The organism is Bradyrhizobium sp. WSM1417, assembly GCF_000515415.1.
In the GTDB taxonomy this organism is placed as follows: Bacteria; Pseudomonadota; Alphaproteobacteria; order Rhizobiales; family Xanthobacteraceae; genus Bradyrhizobium.
The window spans coordinates 848,345-871,635 of the sequence record NZ_KI911783.1 but is presented as its reverse complement, the minus strand read 5'-3'; the positions used below and the strand labels follow the sequence as shown (position 1 = coordinate 871,635).

At 63.7% G+C, this 23,291-nt stretch carries 24 protein-coding genes, 1 tRNA gene and 1 pseudogene; 15 read left to right on the top strand and 11 right to left on the bottom strand.

The annotated features are described in order from the left end of the window. Window positions 1-85: 85 nt before the first annotated feature. From rpoN to BRA1417_RS0104165, 5 genes and pseudogenes are all read left to right on the top strand, one after another. Entirely contained in the window at window positions 86-1,699 is a 1,614-nt protein-coding gene (rpoN, locus tag BRA1417_RS0104190; RefSeq protein WP_027514738.1) for an RNA polymerase factor sigma-54, read from the top strand. Window positions 1,700-1,780: 81 nt separating this feature from the next. Then, window positions 1,781-2,398 (top strand): ribosome hibernation-promoting factor, HPF/YfiA family, encoded by a 618-nt coding sequence (gene hpf, locus BRA1417_RS0104185; RefSeq protein ID WP_027514737.1) that lies wholly within the window; start codon window positions 1,781-1,783, stop codon window positions 2,396-2,398. Between the two features lie 237 nt (window positions 2,399-2,635). Beyond that, window positions 2,636-3,097, top strand: a complete 462-nt coding sequence (ptsN, locus tag BRA1417_RS0104180) for a PTS IIA-like nitrogen regulatory protein PtsN (RefSeq protein WP_027514736.1) — start codon at window positions 2,636-2,638, stop codon at window positions 3,095-3,097. A 412-nt stretch (window positions 3,098-3,509) separates the two neighbouring features. Further along, window positions 3,510-3,635 (top strand): annotated as a pseudogene (locus tag BRA1417_RS43595) (transcriptional regulator); the annotation flags it as partial. Window positions 3,636-3,688: 53 nt separating this feature from the next. Then, window positions 3,689-4,852 carry a tetratricopeptide repeat protein gene (locus BRA1417_RS0104165; protein WP_245286140.1) on the top strand — a complete coding sequence of 388 codons (1,164 nt, stop codon included), beginning with the start codon at window positions 3,689-3,691 and terminating at the stop codon, window positions 4,850-4,852. A 210-nt stretch (window positions 4,853-5,062) separates the two neighbouring features. Here the strand turns inward: BRA1417_RS0104165 and BRA1417_RS0104160 are convergent, their stop codons facing one another. The 8 genes from BRA1417_RS0104160 to BRA1417_RS0104125 all read right to left on the bottom strand — a co-directional run bounded on the left by BRA1417_RS0104160 (window position 5,063) and on the right by BRA1417_RS0104125 (window position 12,521). Continuing rightward, entirely contained in the window at window positions 5,063-5,335 is a 273-nt protein-coding gene (locus BRA1417_RS0104160) for a DUF1150 domain-containing protein (protein WP_007598581.1), read from the bottom strand. A gap of 51 nt (window positions 5,336-5,386) precedes the next feature. Continuing rightward, the gene (locus BRA1417_RS0104155) at window positions 5,387-5,812 is read right to left on the bottom strand and encodes an Hsp20 family protein (protein WP_007598583.1); all 426 of its coding nucleotides are present in this window, start codon (window positions 5,810-5,812) and stop codon (window positions 5,387-5,389) included. Between the two features lie 294 nt (window positions 5,813-6,106). After that, a complete protein-coding gene (locus BRA1417_RS0104150; RefSeq protein ID WP_027514733.1) occupies window positions 6,107-7,186 on the bottom strand; it encodes a sn-glycerol-3-phosphate import ATP-binding protein UgpC in 1,080 nt (359 codons plus the stop codon). A gap of 5 nt (window positions 7,187-7,191) precedes the next feature. Then, complete coding sequence (gene ugpE / locus BRA1417_RS0104145; RefSeq protein WP_027514732.1) at window positions 7,192-8,040, bottom strand: sn-glycerol-3-phosphate ABC transporter permease UgpE; 849 nt, start codon at window positions 8,038-8,040, stop codon at window positions 7,192-7,194. After that, window positions 8,040-8,921, bottom strand: coding sequence for a sn-glycerol-3-phosphate ABC transporter permease UgpA (ugpA, locus tag BRA1417_RS0104140; protein ID WP_027514731.1), 882 nt, complete (start codon window positions 8,919-8,921; stop codon window positions 8,040-8,042). Before ugpA ends, ugpE begins: the two co-directional genes overlap by 1 nt. Before the next feature lie 48 nt (window positions 8,922-8,969). Beyond that, window positions 8,970-10,286 carry a sn-glycerol-3-phosphate ABC transporter substrate-binding protein UgpB gene (gene ugpB / locus BRA1417_RS0104135; protein WP_027514730.1) on the bottom strand — a complete coding sequence of 439 codons (1,317 nt, stop codon included), beginning with the start codon at window positions 10,284-10,286 and terminating at the stop codon, window positions 8,970-8,972. Window positions 10,287-10,702: 416 nt separating this feature from the next. Further along, a complete protein-coding gene (locus BRA1417_RS0104130) occupies window positions 10,703-11,920 on the bottom strand; it encodes a CaiB/BaiF CoA-transferase family protein (RefSeq protein WP_027514729.1) in 1,218 nt (405 codons plus the stop codon). A 175-nt stretch (window positions 11,921-12,095) separates the two neighbouring features. Then, window positions 12,096-12,521: an organic hydroperoxide resistance protein gene (locus BRA1417_RS0104125; protein WP_007598424.1), complete on the bottom strand. Its 426-nt coding sequence runs from the start codon at window positions 12,519-12,521 to the stop codon at window positions 12,096-12,098. Between the two features lie 150 nt (window positions 12,522-12,671). Here BRA1417_RS0104125 and BRA1417_RS0104120 point away from each other — a divergent pair, with 150 nt between their 5' ends. Beyond that, a complete protein-coding gene (locus tag BRA1417_RS0104120) occupies window positions 12,672-13,133 on the top strand; it encodes a MarR family winged helix-turn-helix transcriptional regulator (protein ID WP_027514728.1) in 462 nt (153 codons plus the stop codon). A 3-nt stretch (window positions 13,134-13,136) separates the two neighbouring features. Here the strand turns inward: BRA1417_RS0104120 and BRA1417_RS44630 are convergent, their stop codons facing one another. From BRA1417_RS44630 to BRA1417_RS0104105, 3 genes are all read right to left on the bottom strand, one after another. Continuing rightward, window positions 13,137-13,373, bottom strand: coding sequence for a GIY-YIG nuclease family protein (locus tag BRA1417_RS44630; RefSeq protein WP_027514727.1), 237 nt, complete (start codon window positions 13,371-13,373; stop codon window positions 13,137-13,139). 158 nt (window positions 13,374-13,531) lie between these two features. Next, window positions 13,532-13,607 (bottom strand) — tRNA-Ala (locus BRA1417_RS0104110). A 66-nt stretch (window positions 13,608-13,673) separates the two neighbouring features. After that, window positions 13,674-14,084: a TIGR02300 family protein gene (locus BRA1417_RS0104105; RefSeq protein ID WP_027514726.1), complete on the bottom strand. Its 411-nt coding sequence runs from the start codon at window positions 14,082-14,084 to the stop codon at window positions 13,674-13,676. Between the two features lie 112 nt (window positions 14,085-14,196). Here BRA1417_RS0104105 and aroA point away from each other — a divergent pair, with 112 nt between their 5' ends. The 9 genes from aroA to trpA all read left to right on the top strand — a co-directional run bounded on the left by aroA (window position 14,197) and on the right by trpA (window position 23,156). Then, complete coding sequence (gene aroA / locus BRA1417_RS0104100) at window positions 14,197-15,594, top strand: 3-phosphoshikimate 1-carboxyvinyltransferase (RefSeq protein WP_371259972.1); 1,398 nt, start codon at window positions 14,197-14,199, stop codon at window positions 15,592-15,594. Then, window positions 15,591-16,229, top strand: coding sequence for a (d)CMP kinase (cmk, locus tag BRA1417_RS0104095; RefSeq protein ID WP_027514724.1), 639 nt, complete (start codon window positions 15,591-15,593; stop codon window positions 16,227-16,229). The genes aroA and cmk overlap by 4 nt, the downstream gene beginning before the upstream one ends. A gap of 266 nt (window positions 16,230-16,495) precedes the next feature. Then, window positions 16,496-18,202: a 30S ribosomal protein S1 gene (gene rpsA / locus BRA1417_RS0104090; protein WP_007598413.1), complete on the top strand. Its 1,707-nt coding sequence runs from the start codon at window positions 16,496-16,498 to the stop codon at window positions 18,200-18,202. A 232-nt stretch (window positions 18,203-18,434) separates the two neighbouring features. Continuing rightward, window positions 18,435-19,415 carry a signal peptide peptidase SppA gene (sppA, locus tag BRA1417_RS0104085; protein WP_027514723.1) on the top strand — a complete coding sequence of 327 codons (981 nt, stop codon included), beginning with the start codon at window positions 18,435-18,437 and terminating at the stop codon, window positions 19,413-19,415. Between the two features lie 172 nt (window positions 19,416-19,587). Beyond that, window positions 19,588-19,893 (top strand): integration host factor subunit beta, encoded by a 306-nt coding sequence (locus BRA1417_RS0104080; protein WP_007598410.1) that lies wholly within the window; start codon window positions 19,588-19,590, stop codon window positions 19,891-19,893. A gap of 70 nt (window positions 19,894-19,963) precedes the next feature. Next, entirely contained in the window at window positions 19,964-20,356 is a 393-nt protein-coding gene (locus tag BRA1417_RS0104075) for a lipopolysaccharide assembly protein LapA domain-containing protein (RefSeq protein ID WP_027514722.1), read from the top strand. Between the two features lie 81 nt (window positions 20,357-20,437). Further along, window positions 20,438-21,109: a phosphoribosylanthranilate isomerase gene (locus BRA1417_RS0104070; protein WP_027514721.1), complete on the top strand. Its 672-nt coding sequence runs from the start codon at window positions 20,438-20,440 to the stop codon at window positions 21,107-21,109. Next, window positions 21,106-22,323 carry a tryptophan synthase subunit beta gene (trpB, locus tag BRA1417_RS0104065; protein ID WP_027514720.1) on the top strand — a complete coding sequence of 406 codons (1,218 nt, stop codon included), beginning with the start codon at window positions 21,106-21,108 and terminating at the stop codon, window positions 22,321-22,323. The genes BRA1417_RS0104070 and trpB overlap by 4 nt, the downstream gene beginning before the upstream one ends. Then, a complete protein-coding gene (gene trpA / locus BRA1417_RS0104060; RefSeq protein WP_027514719.1) occupies window positions 22,320-23,156 on the top strand; it encodes a tryptophan synthase subunit alpha in 837 nt (278 codons plus the stop codon). The genes trpB and trpA overlap by 4 nt, the downstream gene beginning before the upstream one ends. Window positions 23,157-23,291 lie beyond the last annotated feature (135 nt).

The window sequence follows — 23,291 nt, the reverse complement described above, 5'->3', positions numbered from 1 at the left end:
TTTCCAATTCGTCAAGACGTGTACATCGGGCTTGGACTAGGATAAGCAAAAATCGGACCAACTTTTTGGGATCGGTTCTTGCTTCATGGCGCTTTCGCAGAGATTAGAGTTCCGGCAATCGCAGTCGCTGGTCATGACGCCGCAGTTGATGCAGGCGATCAAGCTGCTGCAATTGTCCAATCTCGATCTCACGACCTTCGTCGAAGAGGAACTCGAGCGTAACCCCCTGCTGGAACGGGCCAATGACGAGCCGCCTGCGGGCGAGGGGCCGGCCGAGACCGGCCAGTTCAATGACAGCGACGGCGGCCACAACGACGAGCCCGGCGGCGGCCCGGGCGAAGCCTTCGAGCCCGGTCAGGAAGAGTGGATGAGCAAGGATCTCGGCACCCGCGCCGAGATCGAGCAGACCATGGACACCGGCCTGGACAACGTCTTCTCCGAGGAACCGGCCGAGGCGGCCGCGCGCAACGCCCAGGATGCGGCGCCGACCACCTATACCGAATGGGGCGGCGGCGCCTCCGGTGACGAGGACTACAATCTCGAAGCCTTCGTCGCCGCGGAGATTACGCTCGGCGACCATCTCGCCGAGCAGCTCTCGGTTGCCTTCACCGGGGCCGCGCAGCGCATGATCGGCCAGTATTTGATCGACCTCGTCGACGAGGCCGGCTATTTGCCCCCGGATCTCGGCCAGGCCGCCGAACGGCTCGGCGCATCGCAACAGGATGTCGAGAACGTTCTTGCCGTGCTGCAAAAATTCGATCCGCCCGGCGTCTGCGCGCGCAATCTGAGCGAATGCCTGGCGATCCAGCTCCGCGAGCTCGACCGCTACGATCCCGCGATGCAGGCCCTGGTCGAGCATCTCGATCTCCTCGCCAAGCGCGACGTCGCGGCCTTGCGCAAGCTCTGCGGCGTCGACGACGAGGACATCGCCGACATGATCGGCGAGATCCGCCGGCTCAATCCCAAGCCCGGCATGAAGTTCGGTACGGCGCGGCTCCAGACCATGGTGCCCGATGTCTATGTCCGCCCGGGTCCCGACGGCGGCTGGCATGTCGAGCTCAACAGCGACACCTTGCCGCGCGTGCTGGTCAACCAGACCTACTATTCGCAGCTCTCGAAGAAGATCGGCAAGGACGGCGACAAATCGTATTTCACCGACGCGCTTCAGAACGCGACGTGGCTGGTGCGCGCGCTCGACCAGCGCGCCCGCACCATCCTGAAAGTCGCAACCGAGATCGTGCGCCAGCAGGACGGCTTCTTCACCCATGGCGTGGCGCATCTGCGACCGCTGAATCTGAAGGCCGTCGCCGACGCCATCCAGATGCATGAATCCACGGTGTCGCGCGTCACCGCCAACAAATACATGGCGACCAATCGCGGCACGTTCGAGCTGAAATATTTCTTCACGGCCTCGATCGCCTCGGCCGATGGCGGCGAGGCGCATTCGGCCGAAGCCGTGCGTCACCACATCAAGCTGCTGATCGATGCGGAGGCGCCGTCCGCGATCCTGTCCGACGACACCATCGTGGAACGCTTGCGCGGCTCGGGCATTGATATCGCCCGCCGCACGGTCGCGAAGTACCGCGAAGCCATGCGCATTCCTTCCTCGGTGCAACGCCGTCGCGACAAGCAGAGCGCTCTTGGTAACGTCCTCTCCACCGCCATGGCCGATCGCTCCCGCAATCCCGAACCGGCCTGATTGCGCCGGCGCCAAATCGCGCTACTCTCGATCTGCTATCGGGCCCAAATCCAGGCCAGGCACGGACCAAGCGAGGTTCACATGACTCTCCGCATCTCGGGAAAGAGCGTCAACGTCGGCGAGGCCCTGCGCGGCCGCGTCACCGACCGGACTGAAGAGGTCCTGCGCAAATATTTCGACGGCAATTATTCCGGCCACATCACGCTGAGCAAGGACGGCTTCGGTTTCCGCACCGACTGCGCGCTGCATCTCGATTCGGGAATCACGCTCGAGGCCGATTCGAACGCACCGGACGCCTATGCCAGTGCCGACCAGGCGCTGGTGATGATCGAGAAGCGGCTCAAGCGCTACAAGAGCCGGCTCAAGGACCGCTCCGCCCGCAAGGCCCATGTCGCCTCCGCGGCGCTGGCCGCCATGGATGCCACCAGCTACGTGCTGGAGGCCCCGGGCGAAGGTGAGGACGAGGACGAAATCACCGGCTACAGCCCCGTCATCATCGCCGAGGCCACCACCTCGCTGAAGCCGCTGTCCGTGAGCGAAGCGGTCATGGAACTCGACCTCAGCGGGGCGCCCTGCCTGGTGTTTCAGCACGGCTCCTCGGGCCGGGTGAACATCATTTACCGCCGGGCGGACGGCAATGTCGGCTGGATCGACCCCCCAGGGGCCAAGGCCGAGGTCAAGGCGGACGGCAAGGCCTGAGGCCGCTGGGCGACACCCTGCGGCCCGGCGCCGGGGCCTCTTTCCGCCTTAACAATGACCGGGGCAAAGCTGCACGCGGGAGTTGGCACCGGGATTGCGTTGGAGTAGAAGCCCCCCACATCAGGGGCGAGCTAAGTCCGCCTCCTGCTTCAACTTCTCGACGTCGGCCCGCCCAGGTTCTTTGTCCAGGCTGGCCAATTCGGAACCTGACGTTTTCATTCACCTCGGAAGACTTCCATGCCGATTACCGATCTGGTCGCGCCCGAGGCGATTCTCCCGGCATTGAAGGTCAACAGCAAGAAGCAGGCGCTTCAGGAACTCGCGGCCAAGGCCGCCGAGCTGACCGGGCAGAACGAACGGTCCGTGTTCGAGGTGCTCCTGCAACGCGAGAAGCTCGGCACCACCGCGGTCGGCTACGGCGTTGCGATTCCGCACGGCAAGCTGCCCAAGCTGGAAAAGATCTTCGGCCTGTTCGCCCGCCTCGATCGTCCGATCGATTTCGAATCGATGGACGGCCAGCCGGTCGATCTCGTCTTCCTGCTGCTCGCCCCCGAAGGCGCCGGCGCCGATCACCTCAAGGCGCTTGCCCGCATCGCCCGTCTCCTCCGCGATCAGGACATCGCCAAAAAGCTCCGCGCCTCGCGCGATGCGCAGGCGATCTATTCGGTGCTGGCGCTGCCGCCGGCGACGGCGGCGTAATAGGCTATAGCCACGCGTTCGTATGTGGCTCTATTTCATCGACCAGATTTGCCGACGCTTTCCAGGGGAAAGTTTGGAGCCGCAGTGACTGGGGCATGTCTCACAGGCTTCGCAAGGGGGCTGGTGCTTGATTGAATTCCTCGTACTCGTTGGCATGCTCGGATGGTTGGCCAGCGTGGTTTGGCAGTTGCGGCTTGCGAGTACCAAGGGAAAGGTCTGGAGTCGCAACGGCTATGTGACCCGCGCAAGCAACGAGACGGTTTTCGGCGCCTCCGTGTGCTTCTACTGGGTCGCACTCGGGTGGGGAGCCGTGATGCTATTTTGCATGGTGATATCGACTATCAGGCAGATCTAGAATGGAGCGCGCCTGAGATTTGAGCGTGGCTCGTCGCCTTTCGGCTGATAGCCAGCAGTGAAGGCGCTCGCCCGCATCGCCCGCCTGCTGCGCGACCAGGACATCGCCAAAAAGCTCCGCGCCTCGCGCGATGCCCAGGCGATCTATTCCGTGCTGGCGCTGCCGCCGGCAACTGCGGCGTAACCCTTTCTCTCTCGAACCGACGCAGCGCCGTCTGCGACTTATTGGGCAGCCGGGTGCTGCGATATTTCGTCTCCGGCACGGTTTCGGCGCGGGGATTTTGCGAGATGATTTGCGGTTCGATCGGCCGAGTTTTTGGTCTGCTTTGCTCCATCACCATTGTCGCCACCGCCGTGGCCCGCGCCGACGAGGCGTCCAACGACCGCGTCATCGCGGAGAAGACCGAGATCATTGCAGCCGATGCGACCAATGCGGTCGCTTACGAGCTCCGCGGCGAAGCCTACTACATCAAGCACGACTGGAATCGCGCCTTCGAGGATTGCGGCGCCGCGATCCGGATCGATCCGAATTTCGGGCGGGCCTATCACTGCCGCGGGCGCGCCTATTCTGCCAAAGGCGATCGCGATCACGCCATGATCGACTACAACGAGGCCATTCGCCTCGACCCAAATTATGGGGCGTCCTACACCTCGCGCGCCGAGGCGTATTTCAGCAGGGGCGATTTCGATCGCGCGATCGCCGGCTTCACCGAGGCCATGGAACGCAGCCCCAAGCAGGCTTACCGCGCGCTCGTCATGCGAGGGGAGGTGTATGCAGCGAAGGGCGACACCGATCACGCCGTCGCCGATTACAGCGAGGCGATGCAACGCAATCCGGCCGCCGCCTGGCCCTACGAGTTGCGAAGCACCGTTCGCCTCAACAAGGGCGAGATCGATGCCGCTCTGGACGACTGCGACAGCGCCGTCCGCCTCGAGCCCGGAAGGGCCGGCGGCCACTATTGCCGGGCCATGGTGTTCCTGAAGAAGGATGATGCCGACAACACGATCCGGGAGCTGGATGAAGTTACCAGGATTACGCCGTCTTTCGAGAAGGCCTATCTCGTTCGCGGCGTCGTCCTGCACAGGAAGGGCGACGACAAACGCGCCCTTGCCGATTTCGACGAAGTGATCCGATTACGGCCGGAGAATTCGGGAGCCTACAGCAGTCGCGGCGGTCTGTTTCGGGACATGGGACAGCACGATCGCGCGCTCGCCGACTACAACGAGGCGATCAGGCTCGATCCGAAAAGCCAGCTCGCCCTGGTCAACCGCGCTCTCCTCTACATGATGATGTCCGACCCAAAACATGCGCGCGCGGATTTCAACAGCGTGCTCGCGCTGCCACTGAGCGACAAATGGGCCGTGGACACGGCGCGCGAAGGACTTGGCTTTGTGAAGTGATGGCGGAGCCGCGCGCTCTCGACTCCGTCATTGCGAGGAGCTCTTGCGACGAAGCAATCCAGACTGCCTCCACGGGAAGATCCTGGGTTGCTTCGCTGCGCTCGCAGTGATGACGTGGAAACTTCATCAGCCGAATAAAAACGGGCACGCCTTCCTGCGAAGGCATGCCCGCTTGAAACTCTATTCGTGCGACGTGCGACGTGCGCGTGCTCAGTGCACGCTCACCGCTTGCAGCTCGTTGCTCCAGGCGTTGGCGATGGCGGCTTCGCGGCTGTCGGTCAGCATGATCGGCGTGCCGTCGGCGGCGTGGAGCGCGAAGAGCTTGAGGCCCGGCGCGATCTTCGGCGCTTCGGGAAACAGGCCCGGCACATCCTCGGAGCGGATCTGCTTCACATAGGCGATATGGCCTTCGCCGAGGGTTGCCAGCGTCTCCGGCGAGACGTTTTTGGCTTCGTATTCGAACGCAACGTGACCTTCACTCATGGTCTCGACTCCTTCACAGAAACTAAGCGGTCGAGTCCGCTACTCGTTCCATTATTCGTGCTCATTGATAGCGATTGTCTTAACGATCCTCTCCGGTTCCGGCCGGGCAAGATCGATCGCCAGCAATCCGTTCTTCAGATCCGCACCCAGCACCAGCATCCCCTCCGCCAGCACGAAGGTGCGCTGGAAGTGGCGCGCGGCGATGCCGCGATGGATGTATTGCCGGGTCTTGTCGTCCTGCTGCCGCCCGCGAATGACGAGCTGGTTTTCCTCAATGGTTACATCGAGTTGGTCGCGGGTGAATCCGGCGACCGCCAGCGTGATTCGCAAACGCTCCGGCTGGCCCTCCGACCGGTCGCACCTCTCGATATTGTAAGGAGGGTAACCGTCGGCGCCTTTGACGACCCGATCGAGCACGCGCTCGATCTCGTCGAAGCCCAGAAGGAACGGACTGGAAAGCGTGGGAACACGAGACATAGTTTACAAAGTCCTCTCGAAGCGACTTTGGTGCATCAGGGCCCGTACAGGCACCCCTTGATCAGCAATATGGGCATATCCGCGTGTGGGTTCAAGGACGTAGCCGGGGGCTGTGGATTGGCAGCTCACCCGCTCTGCCATGCACAAAGGCTGACTTGCCGTCATGGCGCGAAACGCCTGCGACAAGCGCGGCACGACTAATTTGCGGCGCGATTTTTCTCAACGAAAACAAACCCCCTTCTACTGTGCATGGGGTTGTTTTCGCGTTTTTTGACGACGGCCCCGTGGAACCGGTCAGGCCTCGATCCGCGTCCGTCCGTCGCCGCTGAACAGATGCAGCTTTTGGCGCATCGCTGCGACGCGGATCTTCGCGCCGATCGGCGGCGCCTCCGAGCCGGGAATGCGGACGATGACCTCGCCGGGCGGCAGCTCGCCGGGATTGGCGGCGATGCGCTGCTCGTCCTGAGCCCGCGTGCCGTAGACGAAGGTTTCGGCGCCGACGCGCTCGATCGCTTCCACGGTGAGCGGCAAGGCAACGCCGCCGGCGGGGGTCTGGTCGGTGATGACGAAGTCCTCCGGGCGAATACCGAGGATTCCGGCGTCGGTGCTGCCCAGCTGCGACTTGATCTCGTCGGCGCGAATCGACATCAGATTCATGGGCGGCGCACCGATGAAGGAGGCGACGAAGGTCGTCGCCGGCTTCTCGTAGATCGCGAGCGGATTGCCGACCTGCTCGACCTGGCCGCCATTCATCACCACGAGAATGTCGGCGAGCGTCATCGCCTCGAGCTGGTCGTGGGTGACGTAGATCGACGTGGTGTTGAGCCGGCGCTGCAATTTTCGGATCTCGACCCGCATCGCGATGCGGAGTTTTGCGTCGAGATTGGACAGCGGCTCGTCGAACAGGAACACCTTTGGCTGGCGCACGATGGCGCGACCCATGGCGACGCGCTGGCGCTGGCCGCCGGAGAGCTGGCGCGGCTTGCGCTCCAGCATCGAGGTGAGCTCGAGCACGCGCGCGGCTTCGTCGACGCGGCTCTTGACCTCGGCCTCCTTCATGCCGCGGTTGCGCAGGCCGTAGGCCATGTTGTTGAAGACGCTCATATGCGGATAGAGCGCGTAGTTCTGGAACACCATCGCGATGTCGCGATCGGCGGGCTCGATCTGGTTGACGACGCGGCCGCCGATGTCGATCTCGCCGCCGGTGACGGTCTCGAGACCGGCGACCATGCGCAGCAAGGTCGACTTGCCGCAGCCGGAGGGTCCGACCAGCACGCAGAATTGTCCGTCGCCGACATCGACGTTGACACCCTTGATGGCCTCGAAGCCGCCGGGATAGGTCTTGCGGACGTTGCGCAGGGTGACGTTAGCCATGGGATTTACTTTTCCGTCTCCACGAGTCCGCGCACGAACAATTTCTGCATCACGACGACGACGAACACCGGCGGCAGCATCGCAAGCACGGCGGTCGCCATCACGATCGGCCATTCGGTCAGCGCGTCGGTGGTGGTGATCATCTTGCGGATGCCGACCTGGATGGTCTGCATGTCGTCGCGGGTGGTGATCAGCAGCGGCCAGAGATATTGATTCCAGCCGAGGATGAAGAGGATCACGAACAGCGCCGCCATGTTGGTGCGCGACAGCGGCAGCAGCGTGTCCCAGAAGAAGCGCAAGGGGCCGGCGCCGTCGATGCGCGAGGCCTCCAGCAGCTCGTCCGGCACCGTCATGAAGAACTGGCGGAACAGCAGCGTCGCGGTGGCCGAGGCGATGAGCGGCAGCGACAGGCCCGCATAACTGTCGAGCATGTGCAGATCGGCGACGATCTTGTAGGTCGGATAGATGCGCACCTCGACCGGCAGCATCAGGGTGATGAAGATGATCCAGAAGATCGGCATCCGGAACGGGAAGCGGAAATAGACGATCGCATAGGCGGAGATGATCGAGATCGCGATCTTGCCGACCGCGATCAGCAGCGCCATCACCAGCGAGTTCAGCATCATGTTGCCGACGGGCTCGCGGGTCGATCCGCTCGTGCCGACGAAAATGGTCTGGTAGTAGACCTCGAAGAAATGACCGCCCGGCAGCAGCGACATCTGCCCGTTGGCGATCAGCGCGTTGTCCTGGGTCGAGGCGACGAACGCGATGTAGACTGGGAAGGCGACGACCGCGATCCCGATCCAGAGGATGATGTGGGCGATGTAGCGCCGGAAGCCCTCTTCCTCGACCATCAGTAGGTCACCTTGCGTTCGACGAAGCGGAACTGGATTCCGGTGAGCACGATGACCATGACCATCAGGATGACCGACTGCGCCGCCGAGCTGCCGAGATTGCCGCCGAGCAAGCCGTCGGAATAGACCTTGTAGACCAGCGTGACCGTCGACGTTCCGGGACCGCCGCGGGTCATGGTGTCGATGATGCCGAACGTGTCGAAGAAGGCGTAGACGATGTTGACCACCAGCAGGAAGAAGATGGTCGGCGACAGCAGCGGGAAGGTCACGGTCCAGAACCGCCGCATCGGACGGGCACCGTCGATCGCGGCGGCCTCGAACACGCTCTTCGGGATCGCCTGCAGGCCGGCGAGGAAGAACAGGAAATTATAGGAGATCTGCTTCCACGCGGCGGCGAGGATGATCAGCGCCGCGGCCTGGTCGCCGTCGAGCAGCGGATTCCAGTCGATGCCCATGTTGCGCAGATAGCGCGAGAGCACGCCGAGCGAGGGATGCAGCATGAAGATCCAGAGCACGCCGACCACGGGCGGCGCCACCGCATAGGGCCAGATCAGGAGCGTGCGGTAGAGCATCGAGCCACGCAGCGGCTTGTCCGCCATCACGGCGAGCAGCAGCGCGAAGGACAGCGACGAGACGGCGATCGCGAACGAGAAGAAGAACGTTCGGACGATCGCCTCGAAATAGGCGGTATCCCCGAACAGCTCGATGTAATTTTCGAACCAGACGAAGGTGGTCGACAGACCGAAGGCGTCCTGCTGCAGGAAGGACTGGATCACGGCCTGCAGGGCCGGCCAGTAGAAGAATATCAGGACAATGGCGAGCTGCGGCGCAACGAGCGCGTATGGCAACAGCTTTGATTGGAAAATGGCTTGCTTTTGCATGATGCCCCGGAGCGGCAGGCCGAGATGATCGGCCTGCCGCTGATCGCCTTACTTGACGGCGGTCTTTTCAAACTGACGCAGCATGGTATTGCCGCGCTCGACGGCTGCATCCAGCGCCTGCTTGGCGGTCTTCTTGCCGGCGAGCGCCTGCTCGATCTCTTCCGCCCAGACGTCTCGCAGCTGAACCATGTTGCCGAGGCGAAGGCCGCGGGAGTTTTCGGTCGGCTCCTTGTTGGTCAGCTCGAGCAGCGGGGTCTCGAGATAGGGCTGGTCCTTGTAGAAGCCTTCTTCCTTCGCCTTGGCGTAGGCCGCCTTGGTGATCGGCAGATAGCCCGAGGCCTTGTGGATATAGACCTGGCGATCGGTGTCCGAGAGGAAGGTCAGGAACTTCGCGACGCCCTTGTATTCCTCGGCCGACTTGCCGCCCATCACCCACAGCGAAGCGCCGCCGATGATCGAGTTCTGCGGCGCGCCCTTCACGTCGGGATAATACGGCATCGGCACCGCGGTGAAGGCGAACTTGGCCTGCGCCTTGACGTTGCCGAAGAACGCCGACGACGTCAGGTAGAGCGGGCATTCGCCCGAGGTGAAGCGGCCCTCGCCGGTGTTGGTGCGGCCGGCATAGTCGTAGGTCTTGTCCTTCTGCAGCTCGACCAGCTTCTCGAGATGCTTGACCTGGAGCGGACCATTGAACTCGAGCTTGGTGTCGAAGCCGTCGAGGCCGTTGGCCTTGCTCGACAGCGGCATGTTGTGCCAGGCGGAGAGCTGCTCGAGATTGACCCAGGTGACCCAGGAATTGGAGAACCCGCAGGTCGCATGACCGTTGTCATGGAGCTTCTTGGCGGCCTCAAACGTTTCGGGCCAGGTCTTTGGGATCGCGACATTGGCCTTCTTCAGCTCGTCGAGATTAACCCACATGACGGTCGACGACGAGTTGAAGGGGAACGAGAGCATCTCGCCCTTCGAAGTCGAGTAATAGCCGGTGATGGCGGGCAGGTAGATCTTGGGATCGAACTTCTCGCCGGCCTCAGCCATCAGCTTGTAGACGGGCTTCACAGCGCCGGTCGCGGCCATCATGGTGGCGGTGCCGACCTCGAACACCTGCATGATGTGCGGCGCGTTGCCGGCGCGGAACGCCGCGATGCCCGCGTTCATCGTGTCAGCGTAGTTGCCCTTGTAGGTCGGGATCACCTTGTAGTCGCTCTGCGCGGCATTGAAGTCGTTGGCGAGCTTGACGATGACGTCGTTGTTGGCGCCGGTCATCGCGTGCCACCACTGGATTTCGGTCGCGGCCAAGACCGGCGAGGCCGATAGTCCTACCGTGAGTGCAATAGCGGCAGCCGCTCCAAACTGTCTAAGAGCCATCAAGTAAACCTCCCTTGGCCGTTCTCTTGGGCCGTCAAAAATGATCGCTTGCGCTAGCAGCGCCATATGACGTTCACATGACTGTGTAAGCGGCCGAAACGAAAGCGGCAAGCGCTGGAAAAGGGAAGCTGTCAAATAGGCGAATGCCGCGCGCGCGGCGTCCTCCGTTCGCGGCGCACAGAGCGCCCGCACCGCAGTGCGGCATTGGACGTCATCGCGGAATGGCAGTGGAAGATCGCCGATGCCGCTGCGGGCTCGAACACCTCTCCCGTTTGCGGGAGAGGTCGCGCCGAAGGCGCGGGTGAGGGCTCTCTCCGCTTGGGGATTGTCCCGTTGCGGCGACGCCCTCTCCCCAACCCTCTCCCGCAAGCGGGCGAGGGAGCGCACCTGCGGTGAGGCTCGATCTTCGTCTTATCTCAGCGCTTGCGCTCGGGTCCGCAGACCGTGCCCTGCTCGACCATCGCGTCGATCTCGGACCTGGAGTAGCCGAACTCGCCCAACACCTCGGCTGCGTGCTGGCTGAATTTCGGCGGCAGGCGCCGCAGGCTCGGCTTGCTGCGATCGAGCCGGATCGGGGATGCCACGCCCTTGTACCAATCCTTCTCGATGATATCGCCGCGCGCGATCGTGTGCGGGTTGGTCAACGCCTGGTCGATCTTCTGCACGGGCCCTGCGGGCAGGCCCGCGGCGAGCAGGCGATTGCACAGCGGCTCGGCCTCGTGCTGGCTGAACACGGCGGCGAGCTCGGCCCGCAGTGCCTCGCGATTGGCGATGCGGTCCTTGTTGCGCGCAAAGCGCGGATCGGTGCCGAGCTCGGGCTTGCCGATCTCCTTGGCGAGCTTGCGGAAGGTGCCGTCATTGCCGACGCCGATGAAGATGTTGTCGGTCTTGGTCGGGAAGATCGCATAGGGCACGAGGTTGGGATGCTCGTTGCCGGTGAGCGACGGCGGCTTGCCATGCATGAAATAATTCGCGGTGTGCGGATACATGATGGCGAGACCGGTCTCGTACAGCGTGGTCTCCAGGAATTGGCCTTGGCCCGAACGCTGCCGCTCCGACAGCGCCATCAGGATGCCGATCGCCGCATAGAGGCCGGTGCCGATGTCGACCAGCGGCACGCCGATGCGCATCGGTCCGCTCTCGGGCGAGCCGGTCGCCGCGATCATGCCGGTCATGGCCTGGATGATGGCGTCATAGCCGGGATTGCCGCCGCGCGGGCCGTCGGCGCCGAAGCCGCAGATCCGGCAATGCACGAGGCGTGGGAATTTCTCCCGCAACACCTCGTTGCCGATGCCCCATTTCTCCAGCGTGCCCGGCTTGAAATTCTCGATCAGGACGTCGGCGCTCTCCAGCATCTTGAGCAGCACGGTCCGGCCGCCCTCAGAGGCGAGGTCGAGGCCGATCGAGCGCTTGTTGCGGTTGATGCCGATGAAATAGGCCGCGTCCTCCTCGTGGAAGGGAGGGCCCCAGTCGCGCACCTCGTCGCCTGCGGGCGGCTCGACCTTGATCACGTCGGCGCCGTGGTCGGCGAGGATCTGGGTGCAATAGGGACCGCCGAGCACGCGCGTGAGATCGATGACGCGCAGGCCGCTCATTGCGCCCGTGGCAGCTCCAGAACTGGCGGCTTCAGTCATGCCTTCGCGTCCCCTGTGTCGATATTGATCACAGGCCTAGCGAGGTTCGTCTGAGCCGGCAATGGCCTCCTGCGTAGGGCCTCATGCAGGCCGGTTGCCGCAATACCGTGGGATGGCAAATCGAGGGAAGCGGCCGGTCCGAGGGAATTCCGGGCCGGCCGCTTCAGCTAACCGATCAGACGACCGTCAGGCGAACGTCGACATTGCCGCGCGTCGCGTTGGAATACGGGCACACCTGGTGCGCCTTCTCGACCAGCGCCTCGGCTTCCGCGCGGGCGAGGCCCGGCAGCGAGACGGCAAGGTCGATGTCGAGACCGAAGCCGCCGGCCGCGCGCGGGCCGATGCCGACGGTGGAAGTCACAGAGGCGTCGGCCGGAACCTTCGGCCCGCCCTGCGAGGACACGAACTTCATCGCGCCGATGAAGCAGGCGGCATAGCCCGCCGCAAACAGCTGCTCGGGATTGTTGCCGGCGCCGCCGCCGCCGCCGAGCTCCTTCGGCGTGGTGAGCTTGACGTCGAGCGCGCCATCGAGGGTCGCGGCATGGCCGTCGCGGCCGCCGGTGGCCTTTGCGCTGGTCTTGTAGAGGACGTTCACTGACATTCTCGTCTCCCTGTGTTGGGGTGGGTAGGATCTTTATCGCAAACAATTAGATTGCACACAATTGAAATTGCGGCGTCTCACATTTAATTGTTCGCAATTGAATGTGGCGATGGCCGGCCCCAGAATGAGAAAAGCCTCGTGAGATTCTCCATGCCCCGGAAACATTCGGCAGCGGACGCGCCGCTGCGCCTCGACAACCAGATCTGCTTCGCGGTCTATTCGGCCGCGCATGCCTTCAACCGCGTCTACAAGCCGCTGCTGGACCGGCTCGGCCTGACCTATCCGCAATATCTGGTGATGCTGGTGCTGTGGGAGCGCGACGACGTGCCGGTGAAGAGCATCGGCGAGAAGCTGCACCTGGATTCGGGCACGCTGACGCCGCTGCTCAAGCGGCTCGAGGCGGCCCATCTCGTCAAGCGCACCCGCTCGAGCGAGGACGAACGTCAGGTGCTGATCGCGTTGACCCCACAGGGCCACGCCCTGAAGGACAAGGCGCGCGCCGTGCCGCAATCGATCCTGGCGGCATCGGACTGCTCGGTCTCGGAATTGGTCGCGATGAAGGACGAGATTGTGGCGTTGCGCGATCGGTTGAATGCGGCGATCGGGGAGTAGGGGTTAGAGGTGCTTCTTCGCGAAAGCGCGACCGGACGCTGACTTCAGATACTTCTCGAATGCTACGGCTTGCTTCTCGTTGCTGAACGCAACGTAAGTCTTGAGACGCCAAGGCCCGTATTTCGAGGTGTGGGGCACCTCGCCAGCATTGTGCTTTGTCAGTCGGGCGCGCAGATCGTCGGTAATCCCGACATAGAAGTGGAGGGAATCGAGGCTTTCAAGGATGTAGACGTACTTCACAGCACACTCCCCGGTTATCGAGGGAGAGCTTACATCCGCTTCTGATCTGCTGAAGCCCGGCTTCGCCCTTCGGGCTACGCCGCGGCAGCCTTCGCTAGCTTCGCTACGATGGAGCGGAGCTGGCTTGCCGAGCCGTAGCTGGCGAAGCCAGCGAAGGCTGGTGGAGCCAGGCGGGATCGAACCGCCGACCTCTTGCATGCCATGCAAGCGCTCTCCCAGCTGAGCTATGGCCCCTTAACCGTCCGACGCGCCTTGGGCGACGCGTCGGGAAAGACCCAGAACCACAGTTCTGGAATTATCTCAAGTCTCTTCGTCACCGCCGACATCACCAATGATGTCGGTGACGTCCTCATCGCCTTCTTCGTCGTCGGCGATAAAGGTCGAATCGTCGTCGTCATCGTCCTCGATGGTCTCATCGACTTCGATGTCGTCCTCGGATTCGGGCACGACGGCCTTGACCTTGCCGGTGTTCTCCTCGGCATCGGCCTCCTCGAGCGAGACCTCCTCGACCTCCGCCGGCTCCGGCGCGGCGTCGGCGGCAGCGGCTGCGTGGCGGGCTTCGGCGCCGCGGGGTGCGCGAGCCGGCGCGATGGGCGCGATCGGCACGACTTCACCGGTATAAGGCGAGATCACCGGATTCTTGTTGAGGTCATAGAACTTTTTGCCCGTGGTCGGGCAAATACGTTTAGTTCCGAGTTCGGACTTGGCCACGGCAGAGGAATCCTGGAAATGTCTGAAAAGCGGTGCTTCACTTGGCTAGTTGGCGGCCCGCTGTCAATAGCGCATTGCGGGAGAACGACATGCCCGTGACGGCGGGGAGACCATGTGGTACCTGCCCCGCGAGTCCCGCTGGGACGTTTCGGGCCTATCCAAGGACACAAACTTGACCGATTCCGACAAGCCGACGCCGCTCCAGTCGCGCGCCAGCGGTCCCCTGACCGGGAAAGTCAGGGTGCCCGGAGACAAGTCGATCTCCCACCGTGCCCTGATCCTCGGTGCGCTCGCGGTTGGAGAGACGCGGATTTCGGGCCTCCTGGAGGGCGAGGACGTCCTTAACACCGCCAAATCCATGCAGGCACTTGGCGCCAGGGTCGAGCGCACCGGAGATTTCGCCTGGAAGGTGAACGGCGTGGGTGTCGCAGGCTTCGCGGAGCCCAAAGCGCCGCTCGATTTCGGCAACTCCGGCACCGGCTGCCGGCTCGTCATGGGCGCCGTCGCGGGCTGCCCGATCTCTGCGATTTTCGACGGCGATGCCTCGCTGCGCAGCCGGCCGATGCGCCGGATCCTGGATCCGCTGGAAAAGATGGGTGCGAAGGTCGTTTCCGGCGGCGAGGGCGGCCGTCTGCCGCTGACCGTCCAGGGGGCGGGCGATCCGCTGCCGATCACCTACAAGACGCCTGTCGCCTCGGCCCAGATCAAATCAGCCGTGCTGCTCGCGGGCCTGGCCGCGCCCGGCATCACCACGGTCATCGAGACCGAGGCCAGTCGCGACCATACCGAGCTGATGCTCAAGCATTTCGGCGCCGAGATCACCTCGGTGCAGGAAGGTCAGCACGGCCGCCGTATCACGCTCGTGGGGCAGCCTGAGCTGCATGGCGCCAACGTCATCGTGCCCGCCGATCCCTCATCGGCGGCGTTCCCCATCGTTGCTGCGCTGATCGTCGAAGGCTCCGAAATCGTCCTGTCCGACGTCATGACCAATCCGCTGCGCACCGGTCTTTTCACCACGCTGCGCGAAATGGGTGCCTCGATCGAGGAAAGCGAAGTTCGCGGCGACGCCGGCGAGCCGATGGCGAAGCTGCGCGTACGCGCCTCGAAATTGCGCGGTGTGGAAGTGCCGCCGGAGCGCGCACCGTCGATGATCGACGAATATCTGGTGCTGGCGGTAGCGGCCGCCTTTGCCGAGGGCACGACCATCATGCGCGGCCTCCAGGAGCTGCGCGTCAAGGAATCCGACCGTCTCGAAGCCACCGCCGCCATGCTCCGCGTCAATGGCGTCAAGGTCGAGGTCTCCGGCGACGATTTGATCGTCGAAGGCCGCGGCCACGTTCCCGGCGGCGGCGTTGTGGCCACCCACATGGACCATCGCATCGCGATGTCCGCGCTGGTGATGGGTTGCGCCTCCGACCAGCCCGTGACCGTCGATGACACCGCCTTCATCGCCACCAGTTTCCCGGATTTCATTCCGATGATGCGTTCGCTTGGGGCCGAGTTTTCATGATCATCGCCATCGACGGGCCCGCGGCGTCGGGCAAAGGCACGCTCGGCAAGCGTCTTGCCCACCATTACGGCTACCGTCATCTCGATACCGGCGTGATCTATCGCGCGGTGGCCTATTCCCTGATGCAGTCCGGTCATGATCTCCGGGACGAGGCGGCGGCGGTCGCTGCGGCGCTGGAACTCGATCCTGAAAAGTTCGGCAATCCCGCCCTGAAGACCCAGAAGGCCGGCGAGGGCGCCTCCATCGTCTCGGCGATCCCAAGGGTGCGCGAGGCCCTGGTCAGCTTTCAGCGGCAATTCGCCGCCGATCCGCCCGGCGCCGTGCTCGACGGTCGGGATATTGGAACCGTGATCTGCCCCCATGCCGACGTGAAGATCTTCGTCGTGGCCGACCCCAAGGTCCGCGCCCGCCGCCGGACCATGGAGGCCAAGGCGCGGGGCGAGGAGGCCGACGAGGCGGCCGTGCTCGCCGACATCATCCAGCGCGACGAACGCGACAAGAACCGGGCGATCGCGCCCTTGAAGCCGGCCGCGGATGCTTACTTGCTAGATAACTCCCAACTGGATATAGAAGGCGGCGTCCGGGCCGCCATCGACATTATCGAGGCCGTCCGAGCGGGCCGGTCGCGGGGTTAAGCCGCTGCCGTCATTGGAGGAAGCGCCCGCTCCCGCTCTTTGAGGTCGATACTCTCGGTCCCTGCTCGGGCCGACGCGATCCAGGTTCCGGACAAAAGATTTCCACGTATCGAATGCGCGGGCCTCAGCCGGCCCGCTTCCGCTGTTCCGCCCTCCAGGTCGGAGCAGCGAGCGGTCGCTCGAAGGTTCTGCGGACCTTCCGACACTGCGCGTACGGTGCGCCCAAGAACCCAACGGCCGGCACGACATCCGCAACTGGAGAACAAATGGCTTCGACTTCTGCTGATACCTATAGCCCGTCGCGCGACGATTTCGCCGCGATGCTCGACGAGTCCTTCGCAGGCGGCAACCTGCAGGAAAGCTCAGTCATCAAGGGCAAGGTTGTTGCAATCGAAAAGGACATGGCCGTCATCGACGTCGGCCTGAAGACCGAGGGCCGCGTTGCCCTGCGCGAATTTTCCGGCCCCGGCCGTGACAGCGAGCTCAAGGTCGGCGACGAGGTGGAAGTGTTCCTCGATCGGATCGAGAACGCCCTCGGCGAAGCCGTGCTGTCGCGCGACAAGGCGCGCCGCGAAGAGAGCTGGGGCAAGCTCGAGAAGGCCTTCCAGAACAACGAGAAGGTCAACGGCGTCATCTTCAACCAGGTCAAGGGCGGCTTCACCGTCGACCTCGACGGTGCCGTGGCCTTCCTGCCGCGTTCGCAGGTCGACATCCGTCCGATCCGCGACGTTGCGCCGCTGATGAACAACTCGCAGCCGTTCCAGATCCTCAAGATGGACCGTCGCCGCGGCAACATCGTCGTGTCGCGCCGCACGGTTCTCGAAGAGACTCGCGCCGAGCAGCGTCAGGAGCTGGTGCAGAATCTCGAAGAGGGTCAGGTCATCGACGGCGTGGTCAAGAACATCACCGATTACGGTGCGTTCGTTGATCTCGGCGGCATCGACGGTCTGCTGCACGTCACCGATATCGCGTGGCGCCGCGTCAACCATCCGACCGAGGTGCTCTCGATCGGCCAGACCGTGAAGGTCAAGATCATCAAGATCAACCACGAGACGCACCGCATCTCGCTGGGCATGAAGCAGCTGTTGGACGATCCGTGGCAGGGCATCGAAGCCAAGTACCCGCTGGGTGCCCGCTTCACCGGTCGCGTCACCAACATCACCGACTACGGCGCGTTCGTCGAGCTCGAGCCGGGCATCGAAGGCCTGATCCACGTCTCCGAGATGTCGTGGACCAAGAAGAACATGCACCCCGGCAAGATCGTTTCGACCTCGCAGGAAGTCGAAGTGCAGGTGCTGGAAGTCGATTCCGTCAAGCGCCGCATCTCGCTCGGCCTCAAGCAGACCATGCGCAACCCGTGGGAGGTCTTCGTCGAAGGTCACCCGACCGGTTCGACGGTCGAGGGCGAAGTCAAGAACAAGACCGAGTTCGGTCTGTTCCTGGGCCTCGAGGGCGACGTCGACGGCATGGTCCATCTCTCCGACCTCGACTGGAAGCAGCCGGGCGAGCAGGTGATCGACAACTACAAGAAGGGCGACATGGTGAAGGCCGTGGTGCTCGATGTGGACGTCGAGAAGGAGCGCATCTCGCTTGGCATCAAGCAGCTCGAAGGCGACCCCTTCGCCGAGCCGGGCGATGTCAAGAAGGGCGCGGTCGTGACCTGCGAAGTGATCGACGTGAAGGAGAGCGGCATCGAGGTGAAGATCACCGGGACTGACTTCACCACGTTCGTGAAGCGCTCGGAGCTCGCCCGTGACCGCAACGATCAGCGTGCCGAACGCTTCGCCGTCGGCGAGAAGGTCGATGCCCGCGTGATCCAGTTCGACAAGAAGGCCCGCAAGGTCCAGGTGTCGATCAAGGCGCTCGAAGTCGCCGAAGAGAAGGAAGCCATCGCGCAGTACGGCTCCTCCGATTCGGGAGCAACGCTCGGCGACATTCTCGGCACCGCGCTCAAGAACCGCGACACCAAGTAAGCGAAACGCAGGTTTCGCTGCATCAAAGCCCCGGCGCAAGCCGGGGCTTTTTTTGTTGAGCTTGGTCGTCCCGGCGAAGGCCGGGACGACAATGAGTGTGTCGCTACGCCGGGGCCCATGCCGCTGCCGGCCTTGTTTTCTTCTAATTGCGCCGCAATTGATGTATCCAGATAAGCCAATGGTCACGCTGCGACGGCACAACGCGCCTGGCCTTTCATTTGGAGATACTGAGATGTCGCTCGATTCGGACATCATCGTCGATCGCCGCAGGATCCGCCGCAAGCTGACGTTCTGGCGCGTATTGGCCGCGCTGATCGCGATCGCCGCGATCGCAGGCTTCGCGCTGGTCGCGACGCCGGGTGCGCGCGGCACGTTCGCGTCCGCCGGCTCGATCGCGCGGGTCCAGATCGACGGCCTGATCCGCAGCGATTCCGATCGCACGCAGGCGCTCGAGCGGCTGGAGAATTCGCAGGCTGCCGCCGTCATCGTTCACGTCAATTCGCCGGGCGGCACCACCGCCGGCTCCGAGCAGCTCTATGATTCGCTTGTACGGCTGAAGGCAAAGAAGCCGCTCGTCGTGGTCGTCGAAGGCCTCGCCGCCTCCGGCGGCTATATCACCGCGATCGCCAGCGATCACATCATCGCCCAGCAGAGCTCGCTGGTCGGCTCGATCGGCGTGCTGTTCCAATTCCCGAACGTCTCGGAGCTGTTGAAGACCGTCGGCGTCAAGGTCGAGGAGGTAAAATCCACGCCGCTGAAGGCCGCGCCCAACGGTTTCGAGCCGACCAGCCCCGAGGCACGGGCGGCGCTCGATGCGCTGGTGAAGGATTCCTATGCCTGGTTCAAGGGATTGGTGAAGGAACGGCGTGGCATGGATGACACGCAGCTCGAGAAAGTGGTTGATGGCCGTGTCTTCACCGGACGCCAGGCCATCGATCTCAAGCTGATCGATCAGATCGGCGACGAGAAGACCGCGGTGACCTGGCTGGTCGAGCAGAAGGGCGTCAAGAAGGGGCTCTCCGTGCGCGATTACAAGCTGCAGCCGCGCTTCAGCGATCTGCCGTTCCTCAAGACGGCGGCCGCAGTGACGCTGGAAGCACTGGGTTTAGGCTCGATTGCGCATCAAATCGGACAAACCGGCGTCGCACAGGCGGTCGATCGGCTCGGAATGGATGGAATGCTCGCCTTGTGGCAGCCGGCGGCGTCGAACTGACCGGAACCGGGCGAACTCCAGAGGGTTTTCCCGTTCGGCGCGTGCAGGGCCAGCCCGCTTTTTCGGCATTTGTCACGTATTTTCACGACGCTCAACCTTCATTTAGCGTCTTGACAGATCACGGTATTTTCACGGAAATGGTCGTCCGCACGCTCCCGGGTCCTATCTCTCGATGATCAAATCCGAACTTGTTCAGCGTATCGCCGAGCACAACCCGCATCTGTACCAGCGGGATGTCGAGAACATTGTGAATGCGATTCTCGAAGAGATCGTAGCGGCTCTCGCGCGCGGTGATCGCGTCGAGTTGCGCGGCTTCGGTGCCTTCTCGGTCAAGCATCGCCCTGCACGCGCAGGGCGCAATCCGCGCACCGGCGCCCATGTGCCTGTCGATCAGAAGAGCGTTCCGTTCTTCAAGACCGGCAAGGAAATGCGCGAACGGCTGAATCGCGACCATCCGGATCCAGGCGCGCCAGACTGAGGTCCACCTCAGGGTTTCCTGCGGTCGCGAGCGATGCGGCCGCACCTTGATTCAAGGCGAGCGAGCCGAGATGCGAAAATTCCTGACCGCGCTGGTCGTAATTCCGCTGGGCCTGATCCTGATGGTCTTTGCCGTCGCCAACCGGCATTTCGTCACGGTCTCGTTCGATCCCTTCGTTGCCAACGAACCGTCATTCTCGGTCACGCTGCCGCTGTTCCTGCTCCTGATCGTGGTGGCTGCGCTCGGGGTCCTCGTCGGCGGGTGTGCCGTCTGGTTCGGGCAGCGGCACTGGCGGCGTGCGGCGCGCCGGCATGACGCGGATGCCCGGGCCGCGCGAAGCGAGCTGGCCGATCTGCGGGCCCAGGCGGCCGCAGCAAGGCCTGAGTCCCAGCGCCTCCCCGTTCCCTCCGGGATGGGGCTTTACGGGCCCGTCGGGCGAGACAAGCAGCGCGCGACGTTGTAGAAGCGGCCGCAACCGAAAAGCCCGTTTTCCGGCCGCGGACCTGCGGCCTCCATTTGCTTTGAGCCCATATCCGTCGAGAACATGTCCTTGCTCGTCAAAATCTGCGGCCTGTCCACGCCCGAGACGCTCGAAACGGCGCTCGAGGCGGGTGCCGACATGGTGGGCTTTGTGTTCTTTCCGCCGTCGCCGCGGCATTTGTCGCTGGAAGCCGGCCGGGAGCTCGGCCGCCAGGTGAAGCGGCGCGCGCTCAAGGTCGCCCTCACGGTCGATGCCGACGACGCCACGCTCGACAACATCGTGGACGCGCTGTCGCCGGACATTTTTCAGCTTCATGGCACGGAAAGCGTGGCCCGGCTGCGCGACATCAGGCAACGGTTCGATCGCCCGGTGATGAAGGTCGTGCCAGTCGCAACGTCAGCCGATCTCGCCGTGCTGCCCGGCTACGCAGAGGTGGCCGAACGCATCCTGTTCGACGCGCGCGCACCGAAGGACGCGACTCGGCCGGGCGGCCTCGGTGCACCGTTCGATTGGCATTTGCTCGGAAACCTGGAGCTTGCGTTACCGTATATGGTCTCGGGCGGCCTCGGCGCCGGCAACGTCGCCGAAGCCGTTCGCGTCACCCGGGCCGGTGGTGTCGACGTCTCCTCCGGTGTCGAGAGCGCCCCGGGCGTGAAAGACCCCGAGATGATCAAGGCCTTCATTCGCGCCGCGCGCGCAAGCCAAGATGCAAGTCAAGAGTTGAGCGTCCGATGAATGTTGTAAAACCCAATTCCTATCGCAGCGGCCCCGACGAGCGCGGCCATTTCGGCATTTTCGGCGGACGCTTCGTTGCCGAAACCCTGATGCCGCTGATCCTCGATCTGGAGAAAGCCTACACCGAGGCCAAGGCCGACCCGGCCTTCCAGACCGAGATGAACGGCTATCTCAAGAATTATGTCGGCCGGCCCTCGCCGCTTTATTTCGCCGAGCGTCTGACCGAACATCTCGGCGGCGCCAAAATCTATCTCAAGCGCGAAGAGCTCAACCACACCGGTTCGCACAAGGTGAACAACGTGCTCGGCCAGATCATGCTGGCGCGGCGCATGGGCAAGAAGCGTATCATCGCCGAGACCGGCGCCGGCCAGCACGGTGTTGCCACCGCGACTCTGTGCGCGCGCTTCGGCCTGGAATGCATCGTCTACATGGGCGCCGTCGACGTCGAGCGGCAGCAGCCCAACGTCATCCGGATGGAGATGCTGGGCGCAACGGTCATTCCAGTGCAGTCGGGCACGCGCACGCTGAAGGATGCCATGAACGAGGCGCTGCGCGACTGGGTCACCAACGTGCACAACACCTTCTACTGCATCGGCACGGTCGCAGGTCCCCATCCCTATCCGACGCTGGTGCGCGACTTCCAGTCGATCATCGGCAACGAGACCAAGGCGCAGATGCAGGAGATCGAAGGCCGCCTGCCGGACTCGCTGGTCGCCTGCATCGGCGGCGGCTCCAACGCGATGGGCCTGTTTCATCCGTTCCTCGACGATTCCACCGTCGAGATCTTCGGCGTCGAAGCGGCGGGCCACGGGCTGACGCAACTGCATGCGGCATCGATCGCAGGCGGCCGTCCCGGCGTGCTGCACGGCAATCGCACCTATCTCCTGATGGATGCCGACGGCCAGATCCAGGACGCGCATTCGATCTCGGCGGGCCTCGATTATCCCGGCATCGGCCCCGAGCATTCCTGGCTGCACGAGATCGGCCGCGTGAACTATCTTTCCGCGACCGACGACGAGGCCCTCGCAGCGTTCCAGTTGCTGTCAAAGCTGGAAGGTATCATCCCCGCGCTCGAGCCGGCGCATGCCATCGCCAAGGTGATGGAGCTCGCGCCGAAGCGGACCAAAGATCACCTGATGGTCGTCAACCTCTCCGGCCGCGGCGACAAGGACGTCCCGCAGGTCGGCGACATCCTGAGGGGCAAGAGCAAGTGACCACGCGTATCGACACCCGTTTCGCCGAGCTGAAGAAAGCCGGCCGCTCGGCCTTCGTCACCTTCCTGATGGCCGGAGATCCCGATCCGGCCACCTCGCTCGAGATCATCAAGGCGCTGCCGAAAGCGGGCGCCGATGTGATCGAGCTCGGCATGCCCTTCACCGACCCGATGGCCGACGGTCCGTCGATCCAGGCGGCAGGCCTGCGCGCGCTCAAGGCCGGCATGACGCTGAAGAAGACGCTCGATCTCGTGCGCGGCTTCCGCAAGGACGACAATGCCACGCCGATCGTGCTGATGGGCTACTACAACCCAATCTACATTTATGGCGTCGACAAATTCTTAGGTGATGCGAAGAGCGCCGGCATCGACGGCCTCATCATCGTCGACCTGCCGCCGGAGGAGGACGACGAGCTCTGCCTGCCCGCGATGAAGGCCGGCCTCAATTTCATCCGCCTGGCGACGCCGACCACCGACGACAAGCGGCTGCCCGCAGTGCTCGCCAACACCTCGGGCTTCGTCTACTACGTCTCTATCACAGGCATCACCGGCGCTGCGGCCGCGGACTCCACGGCCGTCGGCGAGGCAGTTGCCCGCATCAAGCGGCATACAAAACTGCCGGTCTGCGTCGGCTTTGGCATCCGTACACCGGAGACCGCCCGCGCGATTGCCTCGCATGCCAATGGCGCCGTGGTCGGCACCGCGCTGGTCGATGCCCTCAAGAACAGCCTCGATGCGGACGGGCACGCCACCGGCAAAACCGTCAACGCCGTCGCCGAGCTGACGGCGGCCCTGGCCCAGGGCGTCAAAGGCGCGCAACAGGCGGCGGAATAGGCCTTAATTCCGCTGCCAAGTCCGACGAGCAAGTCCGACGAGCAAGGCGGACGAGCAAGGCGGACGATACGGCGGCTTGCCGGGCCGGGGTCCGGCCGCCATATATCCCTTCAGGTGGTCCCCAGGCGGGATCGC

Coding starts and splice junctions, on each gene's coding strand:
- BRA1417_RS0104150 (WP_027514733.1), bottom strand. CDS start 7,186: ATGGCTAACGTCACCCTGCGCAACGTCCGCAAGACCTATCCCGGCGGC.
- cmk (WP_027514724.1), top strand. CDS start 15,591: ATGATCATCGCCATCGACGGGCCCGCGGCGTCGGGCAAAGGCACGCTC.
- rpsA (WP_007598413.1), top strand. CDS start 16,496: ATGGCTTCGACTTCTGCTGATACCTATAGCCCGTCGCGCGACGATTTC.
- BRA1417_RS0104160 (WP_007598581.1), bottom strand. CDS start 5,335: ATGAGTGAAGGTCACGTTGCGTTCGAATACGAAGCCAAAAACGTCTCG.
- BRA1417_RS0104080 (WP_007598410.1), top strand. CDS start 19,588: ATGATCAAATCCGAACTTGTTCAGCGTATCGCCGAGCACAACCCGCAT.
- BRA1417_RS0104130 (WP_027514729.1), bottom strand. CDS start 11,920: ATGACTGAAGCCGCCAGTTCTGGAGCTGCCACGGGCGCAATGAGCGGC.
- BRA1417_RS0104075 (WP_027514722.1), top strand. CDS start 19,964: ATGCGAAAATTCCTGACCGCGCTGGTCGTAATTCCGCTGGGCCTGATC.
- sppA (WP_027514723.1), top strand. CDS start 18,435: ATGTCGCTCGATTCGGACATCATCGTCGATCGCCGCAGGATCCGCCGC.
- ptsN (WP_027514736.1), top strand. CDS start 2,636: ATGCCGATTACCGATCTGGTCGCGCCCGAGGCGATTCTCCCGGCATTG.
- ugpB (WP_027514730.1), bottom strand. CDS start 10,286: ATGGCTCTTAGACAGTTTGGAGCGGCTGCCGCTATTGCACTCACGGTA.
- ugpE (WP_027514732.1), bottom strand. CDS start 8,040: ATGGTCGAGGAAGAGGGCTTCCGGCGCTACATCGCCCACATCATCCTC.
- aroA (WP_371259972.1), top strand. CDS start 14,197: ATGTGGTACCTGCCCCGCGAGTCCCGCTGGGACGTTTCGGGCCTATCC.
- BRA1417_RS0104070 (WP_027514721.1), top strand. CDS start 20,438: ATGTCCTTGCTCGTCAAAATCTGCGGCCTGTCCACGCCCGAGACGCTC.
- ugpA (WP_027514731.1), bottom strand. CDS start 8,921: ATGCAAAAGCAAGCCATTTTCCAATCAAAGCTGTTGCCATACGCGCTC.
- BRA1417_RS0104120 (WP_027514728.1), top strand. CDS start 12,672: ATGCCCCGGAAACATTCGGCAGCGGACGCGCCGCTGCGCCTCGACAAC.
- rpoN (WP_027514738.1), top strand. CDS start 86: ATGGCGCTTTCGCAGAGATTAGAGTTCCGGCAATCGCAGTCGCTGGTC.
- hpf (WP_027514737.1), top strand. CDS start 1,781: ATGACTCTCCGCATCTCGGGAAAGAGCGTCAACGTCGGCGAGGCCCTG.
- trpB (WP_027514720.1), top strand. CDS start 21,106: ATGAATGTTGTAAAACCCAATTCCTATCGCAGCGGCCCCGACGAGCGC.
- BRA1417_RS0104125 (WP_007598424.1), bottom strand. CDS start 12,521: ATGTCAGTGAACGTCCTCTACAAGACCAGCGCAAAGGCCACCGGCGGC.
- BRA1417_RS0104155 (WP_007598583.1), bottom strand. CDS start 5,812: ATGTCTCGTGTTCCCACGCTTTCCAGTCCGTTCCTTCTGGGCTTCGAC.